Source organism: Shewanella sp. M16, from assembly GCF_018224605.1.
Taxonomy (GTDB): domain Bacteria; phylum Pseudomonadota; class Gammaproteobacteria; order Enterobacterales; family Shewanellaceae; genus Shewanella; species Shewanella oncorhynchi.
In genome coordinates, this window is the sequence record NZ_JAGTUL010000024.1 from 1 (window position 1) to 16875 (window position 16875).

General features: G+C 46.5%; 14 protein-coding genes and 1 riboswitch. Of the genes, 10 read left to right on the plus strand and 4 right to left on the minus strand.

From position 1 onward, the window contains the following. Positions 1 to 322: 322 nt before the first annotated feature. A complete protein-coding gene (locus KFE26_RS15730; protein ID WP_249195775.1) occupies positions 323 to 886 on the plus strand; it encodes a tRNA-uridine aminocarboxypropyltransferase in 564 nt (187 codons plus the stop codon). A 55-nt stretch (positions 887 to 941) separates the two neighbouring features. Here KFE26_RS15730 and KFE26_RS24430 read toward each other — a convergent pair whose 3' ends face one another. Continuing rightward, a complete protein-coding gene (locus KFE26_RS24430) occupies positions 942 to 1088 on the minus strand; it encodes a pentapeptide repeat-containing protein (RefSeq protein ID WP_212600965.1) in 147 nt (48 codons plus the stop codon). After that, positions 1064 to 1747, minus strand: a complete 684-nt coding sequence (trhA, locus tag KFE26_RS15740) for a PAQR family membrane homeostasis protein TrhA (RefSeq protein WP_212600966.1) — start codon at positions 1745 to 1747, stop codon at positions 1064 to 1066. The genes KFE26_RS24430 and trhA overlap by 25 nt, the downstream gene beginning before the upstream one ends. Positions 1748 to 2241: 494 nt before the next feature. Between trhA and KFE26_RS15745 the strand changes: the two genes are divergently transcribed. From KFE26_RS15745 to KFE26_RS15785, 9 genes are all read left to right on the plus strand, one after another. After that, positions 2242 to 3612, plus strand: a complete 1371-nt coding sequence (locus tag KFE26_RS15745) for a hypothetical protein (RefSeq protein WP_212600967.1) — start codon at positions 2242 to 2244, stop codon at positions 3610 to 3612. A gap of 167 nt (positions 3613 to 3779) precedes the next feature. Then, a riboswitch (TPP riboswitch) is annotated at positions 3780 to 3878 on the plus strand. Between the two features lie 201 nt (positions 3879 to 4079). Continuing rightward, on the plus strand, positions 4080 to 6185 hold the full coding sequence (gene thiC / locus KFE26_RS15750; RefSeq protein WP_249195776.1) for a phosphomethylpyrimidine synthase ThiC: 2106 nt from the start codon (positions 4080 to 4082) through the stop codon (positions 6183 to 6185). Positions 6186 to 6187: 2 nt separating this feature from the next. Then, on the plus strand, positions 6188 to 8104 hold the full coding sequence (locus KFE26_RS15755) for a bifunctional hydroxymethylpyrimidine kinase/phosphomethylpyrimidine kinase (RefSeq protein WP_212600968.1): 1917 nt from the start codon (positions 6188 to 6190) through the stop codon (positions 8102 to 8104). Then, complete coding sequence (locus KFE26_RS15760; RefSeq protein WP_409437989.1) at positions 8097 to 8999, plus strand: HesA/MoeB/ThiF family protein; 903 nt, start codon at positions 8097 to 8099, stop codon at positions 8997 to 8999. Before KFE26_RS15755 ends, KFE26_RS15760 begins: the two co-directional genes overlap by 8 nt. 1 nt (position 9000) lies before the next feature. Continuing rightward, positions 9001 to 9204, plus strand: a complete 204-nt coding sequence (thiS, locus tag KFE26_RS15765; protein ID WP_212600970.1) for a sulfur carrier protein ThiS — start codon at positions 9001 to 9003, stop codon at positions 9202 to 9204. Between the two features lies 1 nt (position 9205). Next, positions 9206 to 9970: a thiazole synthase gene (locus KFE26_RS15770; RefSeq protein WP_212600971.1), complete on the plus strand. Its 765-nt coding sequence runs from the start codon at positions 9206 to 9208 to the stop codon at positions 9968 to 9970. Beyond that, positions 9967 to 11082 carry a 2-iminoacetate synthase ThiH gene (gene thiH / locus KFE26_RS15775; RefSeq protein WP_212600972.1) on the plus strand — a complete coding sequence of 372 codons (1116 nt, stop codon included), beginning with the start codon at positions 9967 to 9969 and terminating at the stop codon, positions 11080 to 11082. Before KFE26_RS15770 ends, thiH begins: the two co-directional genes overlap by 4 nt. A gap of 102 nt (positions 11083 to 11184) precedes the next feature. Continuing rightward, a complete protein-coding gene (locus KFE26_RS15780; protein ID WP_212600973.1) occupies positions 11185 to 11448 on the plus strand; it encodes a chemotaxis protein in 264 nt (87 codons plus the stop codon). A gap of 5 nt (positions 11449 to 11453) precedes the next feature. After that, the gene (locus tag KFE26_RS15785) at positions 11454 to 13658 is read left to right on the plus strand and encodes a putative metalloprotease CJM1_0395 family protein (protein WP_212600974.1); all 2205 of its coding nucleotides are present in this window, start codon (positions 11454 to 11456) and stop codon (positions 13656 to 13658) included. Positions 13659 to 13805: 147 nt separating this feature from the next. On the opposite strand, the gene KFE26_RS15790 is transcribed toward KFE26_RS15785, so the two are convergent. Both KFE26_RS15790 and KFE26_RS15795 read right to left on the minus strand, forming a co-directional pair. Beyond that, positions 13806 to 14714 (minus strand): LysR family transcriptional regulator, encoded by a 909-nt coding sequence (locus KFE26_RS15790; protein WP_105252571.1) that lies wholly within the window; start codon positions 14712 to 14714, stop codon positions 13806 to 13808. A 203-nt stretch (positions 14715 to 14917) separates the two neighbouring features. Further along, a complete protein-coding gene (locus KFE26_RS15795; protein WP_212600975.1) occupies positions 14918 to 16777 on the minus strand; it encodes a M3 family metallopeptidase in 1860 nt (619 codons plus the stop codon). Positions 16778 to 16875 lie beyond the last annotated feature (98 nt).

Sequence of the window (16875 nt, forward strand, 5' to 3'; positions counted from 1 at the left end):
TAGACCTTGGAAGTTTCAGATTAAAATAAGAGATATAATCATTATATCATAAATTTTTTCTGCTAAAACAGATAGTATTGGAATGTTTTTAAATTTTACCATTTTTAAATCATAACTTTAATCTATGATTTTATTTCACGTCAAACTTAGTTGGCTTGGCTTGGCTTGGCTTGGCTTGGCTTGGCTTGGCTTGGCTTGGCTTGTTGGCGATTGAACACCGTTATTTTAACCTGATCTTTTAAGCGGATATGCTTCGAGTCTGTGCCTGAGTCTGTGGATGTTTAAGGCTATTTCTCACTCTTTTGCCGCAGCAAGGAAGGCAATGCAGATTATTTTATTGACCCACGAGCGCGAGTTAACCCGCAAAACGAATACTGGCCAACTCGCGTTAGCCGCATTCCCTGAAGAGGTGAAAAGCATCGTCTGGTCGAGAACGGCACCTGATAACGATTTAGTGGCTATGTTGGCATCGCAGCAGGCTAAACTGTTGTTTCCAGCAAGTGATACTGAGCACACTGGGCCCATTGATCATAATGCCTTAGATACGGTTTTAGCTGAGCCAGTGCTCTCGAACGCCCAAGCCTTGTTAGCGCCTGCACAATCTACAGTCATAGCAGCACAACGAATGCCGAGCCAAGTGGTGATTTTAGATGCGACCTGGCAGGAGGCGCGTAAGATGCTGCGCCAGAGTCCCTATCTCAAAACAGCCGCACGAGTCAGTTTGCCGCCACTTATGCCTGAATCCGCCTTTATATTGCGGCGTAATCAGCAAGAAGGGGGGTTGTGTACCGCAGAATGTATTATTGCGCTTTGGCGCCAGTGTGGCAGAGCAGAACAAGCGACGCTATTAGCGTCGCTGTTTACTGAATTGAATAGCCGTACTTGATTGCAGTGTTTGAGAGAGTGTTCGAGGAAGTGCATGAATAGATAATTAACGACTTTTAGCTTTGACCCATAGATAAATCACCGTCAGCTGAATCACCATCTGTTAAGTCACAGTCATTTAAATCAGAGCCAGTTATATTACCATCAGTTAAATCACCATCAGTTAAATCATAATCATTTAAATAACAGTCAGATAAATACACAGAAAGTGGCTCATGGCACCGCCGAGCACAAACAAATGCCAAATGGCATGATTGAATGGAATGCGTTTACCGACGTAGAATACAACCCCTAAGGTGTAAAATAACCCGCCTAAGATCAATAGATTAAAGCCTACCTCTGACATCGCCGCCGTTAAATCGCCCATCACAGTGACACATAGCCAGCCCATAGCGAGATACAAGACTAAGCTTAACTTTTTGAATTTGTGAATAAACAGTGTCTTAAATAGGATCCCACCAATTGCAAGCGACCAAATAGCCGTTAAAATCACTATCGACTGCGTGCCTTGTAAGCTTATCAGCATCAAAGGTGTGTAAGTTCCTGCAATTAAACAGTAAATAGCGCAGTGATCGGCGATCTTCAGTTTATGTTTCCAGCCTGAATGGCTAACGCTGTGATATAACGTCGAGCATAGGAAAAGCACTATGATGCTCGCACCATAAATGGTTACGCCCGTAAGTTGAATTGGCGTTAGGTGATCTTGACCTTTAAGCAGCATGAGCACCAATGCCACAATCCCCGCAATGACACCTAGGCCATGGGATACACTGTTAGCGATCTCTTCTTTGATACTATATGGTCCAGATTTTACCGGGTTTTTAACTGTGTTTGGCTGTTCGGTAACACTTTGACTCGACATGGTAGATACACACTCGTAAACGATAATGACTGAGTCTATCAGTTAGAAAAATAAATCACCATATTTAAGCGTACACTTGTAAGCTTAAATTTATGGTTGGCTTCTATTTTTCATCTTTTAGATTTTTAACGCCGTCTTGCACTCCCATCAGTGCATCGCATTGATGATGCTACTCGCTTCAAGACGTGAGATTTAACATTCAATTTAGCGCGATTATGATCCCAATTCCCAGCCTTATTTGTCTTAACTGGCAAGTGACTTATCAAGCACTGGCGTAAAGTACTGTGCTTGTAGCAGGTTGCATTCGCATTGAACTTTGCTCTGTTTGCCTCCTCTAATCTGCGTTGAGCACTCGTAAGTAAATGCAATCAATAGATAATTCGCTTTCAATATTCACCAACCCGATATTGGATTGATATTGAATTAGAGTGTAATCGTTCCACGTTAAGCATCATTGAAATCAATGGATACTATACAAAACCTAAGGATGGATTTTGCCTTTTCAACATCAACCCAAGGCCGCGCCTTTATTGACAGCATCTCCTACAGCGATAGCGATTGGAGATGATGTCGATAGTGCTTTGCTGATTTCGGCCACATCGCCAGAAGGTGAGACTTTTATCGCATTTGATCATCACCTCGGTGAACTGGATGCTGCTCAAACGCCTGTTTTTACCACTAATGCGGAGACATTAGCGTTCAATAGCGATGCAGGTCATTCAGCCTCTAAGCATGACACCCAAGCTATAGACCAAGAGCAAGCCCAAGATTTAGTACTGCAAGAAATCCGTGCTAAACATCAACATCAACATAAATTGGTTCCTGAGTCTGAATCCAAACCTGAACTGTCTAGGACAATACAAACTAGTGCTCAGGGATTGGGTACGAGATCAGTTTTGCGTGCTCGTCAGCCATATTTCAAAGAATTAAGTCTGTTATTTTTCGTACTCTTAGTGCATGTGTGTTTATTTTTACTTATCTGCATTTTGTGGCGTCCGCAGCTAAATCCCTTTGGATTGAAGGAAATAGAAAGCCGTGGCCCTAAAGTGGCAGCGATCAAGGCTTACTTTATTTATGCTCCCGCGGTAGAGAAAGCCGAAACCTCAGAGTCCGAAACTGAGATCAAGGCCGAGGATAAGACTGAAGCGACAAATTCTGTTACGCCTACAATTGTTCCCACACCTCAAACTCAAGTGAAGCCTCTGCCAATACTTGAAAAGGTCATGCCTGAAACAATAGCACCCGAAAAGGCCGTCTCTGAAAAAGTAGAGTCGGAAAAAGCAAACCCAGATACGGTTAAACCGGACATCACTCAATCGAGCCAATCTCAATTAAAGAAAACTCAATCAATTGCCCCAAGTGAAGTTCAACCCACTGAAGCGATGGCAAAAAAACCAACTAATACGCTTGATACCACAGAAATAAAGCCGCAGCTTGGCGCTAAGAGCTCGCCCGCAGCAGAAGGTGAGAGCACAATAGCGACAAGCTCAAGCATGAGTTTATTCACGCAGCAATATTTTGAACGTCAGCGCGAGCAAGCGCTCGATGATCTCGTGATTGAACAGGCCGATAAGTTCACCCGGAAATCGAATATGAGTGAAATGAGCCCAGAGATGGAGGTGCTATTTGTCCCTAACGCCGATGATTTCGGTGGCACAACGAGTCTAGATTTACCCTTAGACCCAAATCGTATTGTGCGTAAAGGAGATACTTGTTATCGCGTGGTACAGGTCGGCACTCAAGTTAATCCTAACGCCGAAAATTTAGGTTTTCCCATTAACTGCAGTGGCAAAAAAATCAATCAAGCTATTGATGATGCCATTCAATCTCGATTAAACAAAATGATGCTCAAACCCCATAAATAGTGACTTTCTTTTATGATTTATTTTCATGCTAATTATAGATTTTTTAGTTTCATTTCATTTAATCAATTAAAAACAATTAATTATGAATCTTTATTTTGGATTGGTGGTTAAGATTTTTAATTGCTTTTTTCCTTGTTTGTTGCTGCCGCTTCTGTCTATACTGCGCACTCATCTTGTCGGAGTGCCTCTTGGCTGAGACCGTTTATTCGGGATCCGTTGAACCTGATCAGGTTAAAACCTGCGAAGGAAACAAGCGTAATAACACACATTAAATCGCCAAAATAGACGGCTTGAGCACCTGTTAACTCAGCAGTGTTTTAAGCCTTAATGTTTAGATTTAATTGTTATTGAGCAGGGTAGCTCAATTTTTGAAGCCAGTGTTGGCCACAAAAATTGATTGCCATGCCCAGCTATCAACAACTCAATTCTCCAGACAAGCAACTCCATTTTTTAACGTGAGATTGCTTATGTCCAGTTCAAACCCAAACCCAGCTGTAGCTGCCAGTGCGATAGAAATCACAGCGCCAGAATCGACAATCCCAAATAAATCGACTGAGTCTAGTCAATCAATCGTGCCTCAGGCGCCGAGTCGCCGCGAAACCCGTGCGCAGGCCCAAGCCTTTATCGATACGCTAGCGCCACTGCAACATCCTAATTCACAAAAGATTTATCTCGAAGGTTCCAGTGCCGATATTCGCGTTGGCATGCGGCAAATTCTGCAGACGGACACCCTTGTCGGCGGTACAGCTGAGGTGCCTATCATGGAAAAAAATCCGCCAATTCGTGTGTATGATTGCGCCGGACCTTATTCCGATCCTGAGGCCGACATCAATGTGCGTCTAGGCCTTGGTAAATTAAGACAAAACTGGATCCTAGCCCGCAACGACACAGAGCAATTACCCTGCGCAACCTCAGACTTTACCCAACAAAGACTCGCCGATGATGGTTTAGACCATCTGCGTTTTGAAGCAGGTTCGAGTGCCATTGTCCGCCCACGTAGAGCGCTGCAGGGCAAACGCGTCAGTCAATTACACTATGCACGTCAAGGGATTATTACTCCCGAAATGGAATATGTGGCGATCCGCGAGAATATGGCACTTGCGCAGGTACAGGATGAAATCCTCAATCGTAAAGCTAAGGGCGAAGCCTTTGGTGCCTTAGTCGGCGAGCCGATTACCGCCGAATTTGTCCGCTCTGAAGTCGCCCGTGGCCGCGCGATTATTCCGCTGAATATTAACCATCCCGAAGCCGAACCTATGATTATCGGGCGTAACTTTCTGGTGAAAGTGAACGCCAATATCGGTAATTCTGCGGTGACCTCTTCCATCGAGGAAGAAGTGGAAAAGCTCGTTTGGTCTACCCGTTGGGGCGCAGATACTGTCATGGATTTATCCACGGGTCGTTATATTCACGAAACCCGCGAGTGGATCATCCGCAACTCACCAGTGCCCATCGGCACAGTGCCGATTTATCAAGCGCTGGAGAAAGTGAACGGCGTGGCAGAGGATTTAACCTGGGAAGTGTTACGCGATACCTTGATTGAACAAGCTGAGCAAGGTGTTGATTACTTTACTATTCATGCTGGTGTGCTGCTGCGTTATGTGCCGATGACGGCTAAACGTGTTACTGGGATCGTTTCTCGCGGCGGTTCAATTATGGCCAAATGGTGCCTGAGTCATCACAAGGAAAACTTCCTCTACAGCCATTTTCGTGAGATCTGTGAGCTTTGCGTCGCCTACGATGTATCCCTGTCTTTAGGTGATGGTATGCGTCCCGGATCGATTGCCGACGCCAATGATGTTGCCCAGTTTGCAGAGCTTGAAACCTTAGGTGAGCTAGTCAAAATCGCGTGGGAATACGACGTACAAACCATTATCGAAGGGCCGGGACATATCCCGATGCAGCTTATTAAAGAGAACATGGACAAGCAGTTAGCTCACTGCGATGAAGCGCCGTTTTACACGCTTGGCCCGCAAATCACCGATATCGCACCTGGGTATGATCATTTCACCTCCGGCATAGGCGCGGCCATGATCGCTTGGTACGGCTGCGCTATGTTGTGTTATGTCACGCCAAAAGAACACTTAGGGTTACCGAATAAACAAGATGTTAAGCAAGGTTTGATTGCTTACAAGATTGCAGCCCACGCCGCCGATGTGGCCAAAGGTCATCCGAGTGCGCAAATTCGTGATAATGCGCTGGCAAAGGCGCGATTCGAATTCCGCTGGGAAGATCAATATAACTTAGGACTCGATCCTGACACCGCGCGTGCTTATCACGATGAATCTTTACCGCAGGAATCCGCTAAAGTCGCGCATTTTTGCTCTATGTGCGGCCCTAAATTTTGTTCGATGAAAATCACCCAAGATGTGCGCGCCTATGCCGCTGGCTTAGAGGCGGCACAAGCGAAAGCGGAGCAAGTTGAAGCGGCTGCCCAAGCCATGCAAGTCACAATCAAGACGCCGCAGGAGTTGGAAGCGGCAATGGCGCTAAAATCGGCACAATTTGCTGCCTCGGGCGCCGAGATCTATCAGGTGATAGACAAGCTTGTCGCCGAAGCTGAGGAAGCCTAATTATGCTGGGTATTCATGGGGGGAAATTGCCCATGAATACCGAGCGCCCCGCGATTGTTTGGACTATAGCCGGTTCAGACAGCGGCGGCGGTGCCGGTATTCAGGCGGACTTGGCCACGATTCAAGATTTGGGTTGTCACGGTTGCAGCGTGATCACCACAGTGACGGCGCAAAGCTCAGTGGCGGTCACTTTAGTCGAGCCCGTATCAGCGGCGATGTTAATGGCTCAGTTGACCACTTTACTGTCAGACTTGCCACCCAAAGCAATTAAAATCGGCTTACTGGCAGATCAAACTCAAGTGGCATTGCTGGCAGATTGGATCGCGAGTTTTAAAATCCACTATCCTACCGTGCCTGTGATTGTCGATCCTGTGATGGTCGCCAGCTGTGGTGATGCATTAGCAGCAGATAACTGTCAGGATATAAAAAGTACTGCCAAATCAGCTTTAGATTTTAATCCTTTCAAAGGCTTAATCGAACTTATCACGCCCAATGTGCTTGAACTTGGGCGGTTAACTCACAGTGATGTTTCGACTAAAGCGCAATTCGCTGCAGCAGCACTGGCTTTATCCCAGAGTCTTGATTGCAGTGTGCTCGCCAAAGGGGGCGATGTGAGCTTTGGTTGCACTGACATTCTTGATGATACTCATGCTCAAACTCAGGCTAACGTTCATGTTAGCACTCTCGATAGCAACGGCTGGGATCATGGGCTTGCCGAGGATTATCTGGTTTGCCATCAAGTACGCGCTAGCTCTGAGCTGCATCAAAATGGGCGTTTCTGGTTGGCAAGCCCGCGGGTTAATACTCGTCATAACCATGGTAGCGGCTGTACTTTGTCATCGGCCATTGCCGCCGTGTTAGCGCAGGGTTTTGTATTGCAAGATGCGGTGGTTGTTGCAAAAGCCTATGTGAGTCAAGGCTTAAGCTCGGCGATTGGTTTAGGGCAAGGTCCAGGGCCGTTGGCCCGTACGGGGTGGCCCAATGACTTGTCCCGCTATGCCAAGATAAATCTGTGTGATGGCAATTTTATTAGTCATCAACTCAACCAACATCTTGATGTTAGAAGTGATTTAGTTGCAACAGTTTTATCCGCAACAGATCAGGCAACCGCTCAGGTAAGAATAGCCTCGACGCCACCTCAAAATATTTTATCCCACTGTTTTAAAGTGCTCGATGCCGATCTTGGTGTTTATCCCGTGGTGAGTGACTTAATCATGCTGGAAAGTTTGTTAGTTGCGGGTGTTAAAACCGTGCAGTTACGGATAAAAACCGATACCAGCGGGTCAACTAGTGCAGCGCCAGCCGAATCTGATTTAGGCAAATCTAAGTTAGGCGAACATGAGTTAATTGGCTCCGATTTAGAAGCACAAATTCAAACAGCCATTGCCTTAGGTAAGCATTTTAATGCGCAGCTTTTTATCAATGATCACTGGCAGTTAGCGATAAAATACCATGCCTTTGGGGTACATTTAGGCCAAGAAGATCTCGCCGTTACCGACTTAGCGGCCATTCAGTCGGCAGGGCTCGCATTAGGTATATCCAGCCACAGTTATTTTGAGTTGCTACTGGCGCATCAATACTCACCATCCTATATAGCGCTTGGGCATATATTCCCAACCACGACGAAGCAAATGCCTTCGGCGCCCCAAGGGCTCGCAAAACTTAAACACTATGTGGCGTTACTCCAAGACTATTATCCCTTGGTCGCCATTGGCGGCATCGACTTAGATAATCTGGCAAAGGTGAAAGCCACTCGGGTGGGCAATATTGCTCTGGTGCGGGCAATAACCGAGGCTCAGGATCCAGTCGCAGCATTTGCAGAGCTGAGCCAAGCTTGGGAGCAATGTAGCTTGTCTGAAGAACTGGCTGCAAAGGATGAGTTTGATGTAAAGCATAAGTTGGATGCAAAATATGAGTAAAAACAAATCGCTTTCTCACCCAGTGGTTCATTGCGACGGTACACAAAGCGCGAATACACTCAGTGATGCCGATTTCATCCGTTATTCTCGGCAAGTCTTATTGCCAGAAGCCGGTGAGGCAGGGCAATTGCAACTGGCCGACGCTAGCGTTGTTATTATCGGTCTTGGCGGCTTAGGGCAATTGGCGGCGCAATATTTGGCCTGTGCAGGTATTGGCAACTTGACGTTAATCGATATGGATAAGGTTGAAGTATCGAATCTACCAAGACAATTGTTATTCAACGATACCGATATTGGACTCAATAAGGCGCGAGTTGCCAAGCAAAAGCTCAAAGGCTTAGCGCCGCATTGCACTGTTACAGCCCATGAAACTGCATTTAGTGCTGAGACATCAGCTCATCACTTCGCTGAGGTTTTACAATTAAAACAACAGGGTAAAAGAGTGCTCGTGCTTGACTGCACAGATAACTTTGCGACTCGCCAATCCATTAATCGCTGCTGTATCGAAGCTGCTTTGCCTTTAGTTAGTGCGTCAATCGCAGCATTTAGCGGCCAATTGTTAGCAGTCGATCAAATGCAGCTCCCCTCTGGTGGTTGCTATCACTGTATTTTCCCCGCACAGACGAGAGTGTCGCAGAGTTGCAGTACCCAAGGTGTACTCGGCCCCAGCGTGGGTGTGATGGCGTCAATGCAATCTTTGGTGGTCATGCAACTTTTGCTGAGTGTGGACAGCGGTTGCGATGAACCGAAAAATGCCTTGTTGGGGCGTTTTTGGCGCTTTGACGCTAAATCGCTTTCATGGACAGCGGCTGCATTAACGCGGGATCCCCATTGTGACGTGTGTTGTCCCAAAGGGGCTTATCTATCATCAAATATAGATAGTCTTGAGGTTTGATATGATTCTAATTCACATAAACAATATCCCGCAGTCGTTATCTGAACCGGCGTCACTCGCGGCTGTGATCCTCGCGCAAGATATAGCCCTCGATTCGGTTGCTATCGTGTTGAATGCTGAGGTGGTTCCGCGCAACCGCTGGCAATCTATTCTCTGCCAACATGAAGATAAATTAGAACTTTTTTCAGCAGTGGCGGGAGGCTAATATGTTAAAGATTGCTGATGTGGAGTTTGAGTCGCGGTTATTTACAGGAACGGGAAAGTTCAGTAATAGCCAAGTGATGATCGAGGCGATAATGGCTTCAAAATCGCAGTTAGTGACAGTTGCGATGAAAAGAATTGATTTTAAAATGGGGCTTGATGATTTACTCACGCCGTTACGTCAAGCGGGTGTCCGGCTATTGCCTAACACTTCGGGGGCGAGAAACGCCAAGGAAGCGGTGTTTGCGGCTGAGCTTGCCCGTGAAATGCTGGGAACTCATTGGATTAAGCTCGAAATCCATCCAGACCCTAAGTACCTAATGCCCGATGCGATTGAAACCTTAGAGGCGGCCAGAATCCTCTGTGAGAAAGGCTTTATCGTGTTGCCCTACGTGCATGCCGATCCTGTGCTGTGCCGTCGTTTGGAAGAAGTGGGCTGCGCTGCTGTTATGCCACTGGCGAGTCCGATTGGCAGTAATCAGGGTTTAGTCACTGAAAGCTTTTTAAAAATCATCATAGAGCAGGCGCGGGTGCCAGTGGTGATCGATGCCGGTATTGGCGCGCCTTCACAGGCTGCGCGGGCAATGGAGCTGGGCGCAGATGCGGTGCTCGTCAACACTGCTATCGCCAGCAGCGCGTCGCCGATAGTGATGGCCGAGTGCTTTAAGGAGGCGGTGCAATGCGGTCGGCGAGCCTTTGAAGCAGGGCTTGGCCTAGTACAAACTGGCGCGGTACAGACCAGTCCTCTGACGGGATTTTTAAACCAATGAGTTTTGTAGCGGAATTTGCCAACATCCCACGGGATAAACTGTTACTCGATCTGTATTCTTGCACAGCCCAAGATGTCGAGCGGGCGTTAGTGAGCCCGGCAGGGGATTTGCGCAGCTTACTGGCATTGTTATCACCTGCGGCTGAACCTTATATCGAAATCATGGCACAACAATCTGCGGCGCTTACGCGGCAGCGATTTGGCGCAAATCTTGGCATGTATTTACCGCTATACGTCTCGAATCTGTGCGCTAATGAATGTGATTACTGTGGTTTTAGCATGAGTAACAAACTCAAACGCAAGACCTTGAATGAACAGGAGTTGATGGCTGAAATAGCTATTATCAAAGGCAGAGGTTTTGATTCTATTTTACTGGTGTCGGGTGAGCATGAAACTAAGGTTGGCATCGATTATTTCAAGCAAATGTTGCCGTTGGTAAAGCAGCAATTTAGCCATGTGGCGATGGAGGTCCAACCCATGAGTGAGGACCATTATCGCCAGTTAGTCGCGCTAGGTTTAGATGCTGTGATGATTTATCAGGAGACCTATCAGCCCGAGACTTATGCTCGTCACCATTCCCGAGGTAAAAAAATGGATTTTGCCTATCGCTTAGCAACACCGGACAGAGTTGCGGCGGCGGGGGTCGATAAAATTGGTCTTGGGGTATTACTGGGGCTGGATGATTGGCGTTTAGATGCGTTAATGATGGGATATCATATTGACTATTTAGAGCGTCGCTATTGGCGCACTCGCTTTAGTATTTCGCTGCCAAGGTTAAGGCCTTGTACTGGCGGGATCACCCCAAAAGTTATTCTATCGGATTTAGGTTTAGTACAAATGATTTGTGCATTTAGACTTTTTAATCATCAGCTTGATATCAGTATGTCGACAAGGGAAAGCCCTGAGCTGAGGGATAATCTTTTACCACTTGGAATTACTCAAATCAGTGCGGGTAGTTCGACACAACCGGGCGGCTATCAAGCACCCGACAGTCAACTCGATCAATTTGAGATAAGCGATGATCGCAGCGTCGAGCAAGTCATCGAACAGATGCAACGGCAGGGTTTTAATCCCGTATTTAAGGATTGGGAAGCCAATTGGATCACAGGATAAATAAGACCGTAAATAAATGGTGAGAATGCGGATAAAACCTGTACTTTTGCAGGTAATTGGTCAATAATTGACCCATTAATCACAGCGTGCAGGAATACCGTTATGCAAATCCAATCTGCTTATTCATCCGGTCTGCAAGGCTTGCAAAGTGCTCAATCTGGGCTCACTCAAGCAACAATAGATGTGGCTAAACCGACACCGACGCAAAGTGCATCTCCGGCAGAGCCTGCAAAAGATGTTGCCCAGCCCGATAAAACCTCGGCATTACTTACCACTAATGAGTCATTAAGACAAGGGGAAGCATCAACAGAAGTGATTGAAACTGATTCTGAAACGATAGGTTCGATCATTAATATTAAGGTGTAAATATCATGTCGGTTGTGGCGCTATCACCTAAGGTTGGAGCGCCATCCTCTTCATTTTCGGCACATGATAAGATGCTCAGCTCGAATCTAAGCCAGAGTCACGCTAATAGCACTTATCAAGGAGCCAGCGCTCACACTGCAGGCTCCTCAAAAATTGAAGCGAGTGGTGTCCATGAACTACAGGTTACTGGAACTTCATTTGCTCCAGTTCAAGCCACGCCTATTACTTCATTAGCTGCTAACGTTTCTCAATCTCTCCACTCATCACCGAATGTGTCTTTTGCTGCTTCTAGTGCTGTTTCATCAACTGCTGCATCTGTACTTCCTGTAGTGAATGGTGCAAGCCAAGCACTCGAGGTCGCTCCTTTTTCCGTACCAACGCCAAGGAGCAATCCTCAGGTAAATACGTTAAATGACCGAGCTAGCTTACATGCCGATGCGAGTTTTAGTTTGTTAACAGGACCAAGATCCATTTCTGGTGTACGCGGGGGACAGATTGCGACACCTATTTCTACTCAGGTATTTTCGCCAGTCGCGAGTACTAGTAACAGCGGACTTGGGGTAAATTCCTTGGCTACAATAAGTCCAAATCTCAGTGTAACGAGCAATATTCCCGTTGATATTTTTACGCCTCTGAGTCCATCAATTGGCACTAGTGGTACTGATATTCCTGCTTTCAATCCATCTAGCACGGGTGATGTTTCTCCAATAATGCCTGATTTAGCGGCAGTGTTTGGACCACAAACTGTCTTTACTGGAGCTGCGTTAGTTGATCCCACTACGTCCGATTCTGCAATTAACAGTTCTGTAAATAAGAGTGCTGTAAATAAGAGTGTAGCAACGAGTGCAGGGCCTGTTGGTCAGTCAAACTCTGCGCAAGCCTTAGATCAATCAGCTAGCAATGATGTTGCTCAACCGACTGTGTTAGAACAATTTACTCAAGTTTTCGGTGAAGCTCAGGCTCAAGCTGGTCCTGTAGATGCTCCTGCGACAGCGTCTAATCCAGATGATAGTCAACAAGTCTTAGCTGCTGTCTTTGCCCCAAATGATAATCAGCTTGAAAAGCAAGTACAGGAAGAAGAATCGCAGAAACAGCAAATTGCAGCAGCGGAAGAGGCAAAGCAGCAATCACTGGTTCAACAGGCTCAGGAACAAGAGATACAAGCCCAAGAAAAAGTGCAGGCTCAACAGCAACAGCAAGTCGATGAGCTTAAAACTCGAGATTCAGAGGTTAAAGCCCATGAGCATGCCCACGCAACCGTCGGAGGACAATACGCTCAGAGCCCGAGTTTTAAGTATGAAAAGGGTGCTGATGGCCAACGTTACGCCACCGATGGCGAAGTGCAGATTGATGTCTCTCCAGTGGGAGGCGACCCGCTTGCAACGATAAACAAAATGAAGCAAGTTTATGCCGCAGCAATGGCTCCTGTTGACCCGTCATCAGCGGATATCCGTGTTGCCGCGGAAGCCTTGCAAAAAATGAATGAAGCTAAGGTGATGCTGGCAGAGGAGCGACAAAAACAAATTGTTGACTTGCAAACGGCTCAAACATTAATAGACGCGGATGCTCAAATCAAAGAGTTGCCACCGTTAGAAAAACATACACCTGTAGTGACGGGAGACGTTGATGAGTCCGGTAATATTGCTCAGCCCCAAGAGGCTGTATTCACCCCCGCCTCTACTGCGCTTGATAAGCTAAAACAAGCGATCGAGGCGCAAACGGTCAACACGAAAGTCATTGATACGGGTTCGAAAACCTCTTCTGATATCAGTGACTCAGTCACTACATCGACCACAGTGGAAACGATTGAGCCACCGACCGCAACTTTAGCATTTGGAGAAGCTTCAACTTCAGCGGATTTAGCGACGGGTTTTATCTCAAGATCCGATAGTGCTGCAAGCCGTTATTATGCCGCGGTTGCACAAGCCAGTGCTGGACCTTCAGTTCGTGTCGATATGACGTCGCAAGCCAATATTCAGCCTTCGTATCTGGCATCTTCAAATGAGCTGCCTAGCAATTTGCAATCTACGGATGTTTTGTCCGCAAACGATGTAAATGAGCAGTCTTCAAATATCAGTGCTAGCGCGAATACGAATGTGTCTTTGCAGAGCGAGTTATATGTGAAGGATGACCTCTTACAGGAGACGGGATTTATTCAGCCGCAATATTTGGGTTATCAACAAGCGCGCTATGTCGACTTTAGTGTGTAAGATTAGGCTTTAACTATTTCCATGATTCGCTGTTCATCATCTTTTTCGAAACAACTTCTCAGTACCACTAAGAACTAAGCATTTAATCAGCAGTTAGCACTTATCGTTTTGTTCACTCGAATTGATAACTCGTTTGGTATCTTGCTGTTAATGACTATTCGTCGTTTCAATTCCATGCTGTTTTAAAATCAAGGAAGCAAGCAGTTTTGATGCAGGCCCTTGTTGATCTCTTTTAGGGATCACTAAGCTCAACATGATGCGACGTTTTTGGCTGCCCTCAAGATGTAAACGTACTAGATTACCCGAAGCCAATTCTTCTTGGACTAAGAAAGAGGGGATCCAACAGAAACCAATACCTTGATTTAAAATGACTTTAGCTTCATGGAAGTTAGAGACTGTCCAGCGCTGCTCAGCTTTGAGCCAGCCGATATCAATGTTGGATTGCACTCCTGTATCTTTAATCACTAACTGTAAATATTGTGCCAGTAGTTTATCGTCTTCAATTGTGCCTAAGTCAGCGAGTGGGTGATTTGGATGACAGACGAGGTAGAGTTCTTGTTCACATAAGGGTTCGGATAAATACCCTTTAGGCGGCACCCCTGCACAGATAGCAATATCGACTTTACTCTGCAGAATGAGCTCCTGAGTGCCAGTAATCACAGAATCCAGCATGATGATTCGAGTGCCACGACTGTGGGGCAGAAACGCATTGAGGGCACACACTAAGCTTTCCATCGGATAGATAATTTCACGGGCAATCGTGAGTGTCGGCTCCCACCCTTGTTCGAGATTACTCGCAAGTTGTTCTAACTCGTTGACGGCTTGGGTAACATGCCGTGAGCGGCGCAGCAGCACTTCGCCCTGCGGGGTGAGATAGGCTTTACGGCCTTTGACTTCGAGTAGCTCGATACCTAACTGATGCTGTAATTTGGCAACGGCATGGTTAAGTGACGATTGACTCTTGTTGAGTTTTTCGGCTGCTTGGGCATAGCCGCCAAAATCGACCACCGCTTGCAAAATACGCCATTGTTCTAAGGTAGATTTAGCTCGAGTCATTATAATCTCAAAAAAACGATAGATTGGGGCTTATAGTGGCCACTTCTTACGACTTTTTCAATTAAATATCATAGAGTCAGTCGTTTTCACGACATACTGCTAACTATGTCGCGCTAAGTTATTGAGGGGATAGATAGGCGAATAATGACAATTAGCTGTGTTTGCGCCCGAGCGAGTCACAAACACATCCTAAGCATTAACACTTAAAACGCACAAGAACCTATTGCGTCGAAAGCTTGATTGTTGGAGCTGTCAGCATGTTCTGAAGCGGTGCTATTTGAAATTCTTTGGATCAGCGCAGCACTATCAACGGGGGCGCCAATGACCGCTTTTAATTGGTCACTTAAGCTCAAAGCGTCTTCATTGATGACTAATACATTGAATAATTTTAGTTTGTCTTGGCAGTTGAATGTGGATTGAGCTACCAGCTGGGCTAGCGATGCTTGCCAGAGTGATTGGTAGTAGAGCGGTCCTTCGTTGGCGATAGCATTGAAGCTATAAGGATAATCCTGTGTTTGTGGCCAGTCTTGACCAAAGCTCGCATTAAACTCCGCACCGAGATCGGGGTAGACTTGTGCACTTGAGTTTTGGTAAAAGTTGACTGCAACCTTAGCGCGAAAGACTTTAAGCTGCTTCGAATAAGCTTTAGCCAGTGTTTCACGCTTCTGTAAATAGGTGTGCTCAAACTGCGGAAAGAGTTGATGGCGCAGTACTTCTGCTAACCAAAGACTCGCCACAAAATAGCTATCTTGACTCTGTCCCATGGCATTGTTGAGGTAGAAATGGCTCGCTTTAGCAAGGGAAGTGACAGCCTCTGCGATAGACTCGGTTAATTGCTCAATGTCTTTGTAGTTACTCAGCTGTGGCTTGAGATCTAAAGCTTGTTGTCCAAATTGCTGGCCGAGTACACTTTGACGCAATGTCTGCTGTTGACTACCTTGCTGTGGATTATGGTTGTAAGCCACATAGATTTCACCCAACAATCTTTGCTGGTGGTAGACCCTGACGATATGCGGCCGATTAGGAACGGTTGGTGTTTTCTCGGCGTTGGCGGTTGCTATGGTCTCAAACTGCAAACCAAACTCTTGCAGATAAGTAAAGCTGCGACTCAAGACGTCAGAGGTTTGCCATGTCGGCCCCTTGGCTGATGCTTGTTGTGACAGGGTTCGCCCAATATCCCAGGGAGCCACTTGCAGATCTTGGGTTTGGCTATCGAGAAAGGCTTTGACTAATTCAGGGGATGATAACTGCTGCGAACTAAGCACTAATGCGCTGTAATCGGTAAAGCCTGCAGCAGTGGAAGCTTGTTGGCGCTGCTCAGCAATTCGCTCTAATGCCGTTTGATTGGTTTCACTGGCTCTGGCTTGGTAGGCCTGCCATACATTTTTGCGACATACGGCGTTTTCTTGCGTCAGTAAGTAACTGGCGATAGTGCCAGAAAAGTCGCTCTGCTTTGAACTGTCGGGCTTCGGCTCGTCACTTTTATCGTCTTTTTTATGCAGATGATGTTGCTGAGTCACTTCAGGTTGGCATTGGCTGTCATTGAAGGCAAGACTAAATTGTTGACTGCCTAACCCTTGGCCTATGCTGGCTTGCGCTGTATGTAATTTCGCTTTCTCCTCGGCGCGCCAATGTTGTTGTAGCAATTGTTTAAGCTGTTGGCTCAGCAGTATTTGTTCTGCATTGCCTTGGGCTAAGGCGTAGGCGAGTTGGCTCAATTCAGTTTGGCTGAGAAGTTGCGACAGGGTGTCGGCGAGGTGTAGCTGGCATTGCAGTAGACCCTCGCGTTCCTCACTTGGTAAGTTAAACCCACGGTAATAGTTGAGCCTGTCGTTGATATTATTAAGCCCTAACATCTGTTGCTCAAAAATAAGCGCGCGCTGGGCCAAGGTTAATTCAGACGCAGTTAAACGCGCATTGGCGAACACAGTCGCAAGATTAATACTTGGCAAGCGCAGGCATTGTTCAACTAAAAGGGGAACAGGGCTTGGCGCCGCATAGGCGGCATTCGTAACATAAAGGCTCAAGCCAAACAGGCTAACCAGTAAAGTGGGTTTTAACATGGGTTATGTGTTCTGCATCTGTGATGGAATGAGTTAACTTTGACTTAGTATCCAATTGAGTTAGCTCAAGTCATTGTTATGCATGAAACCCTGTTCTG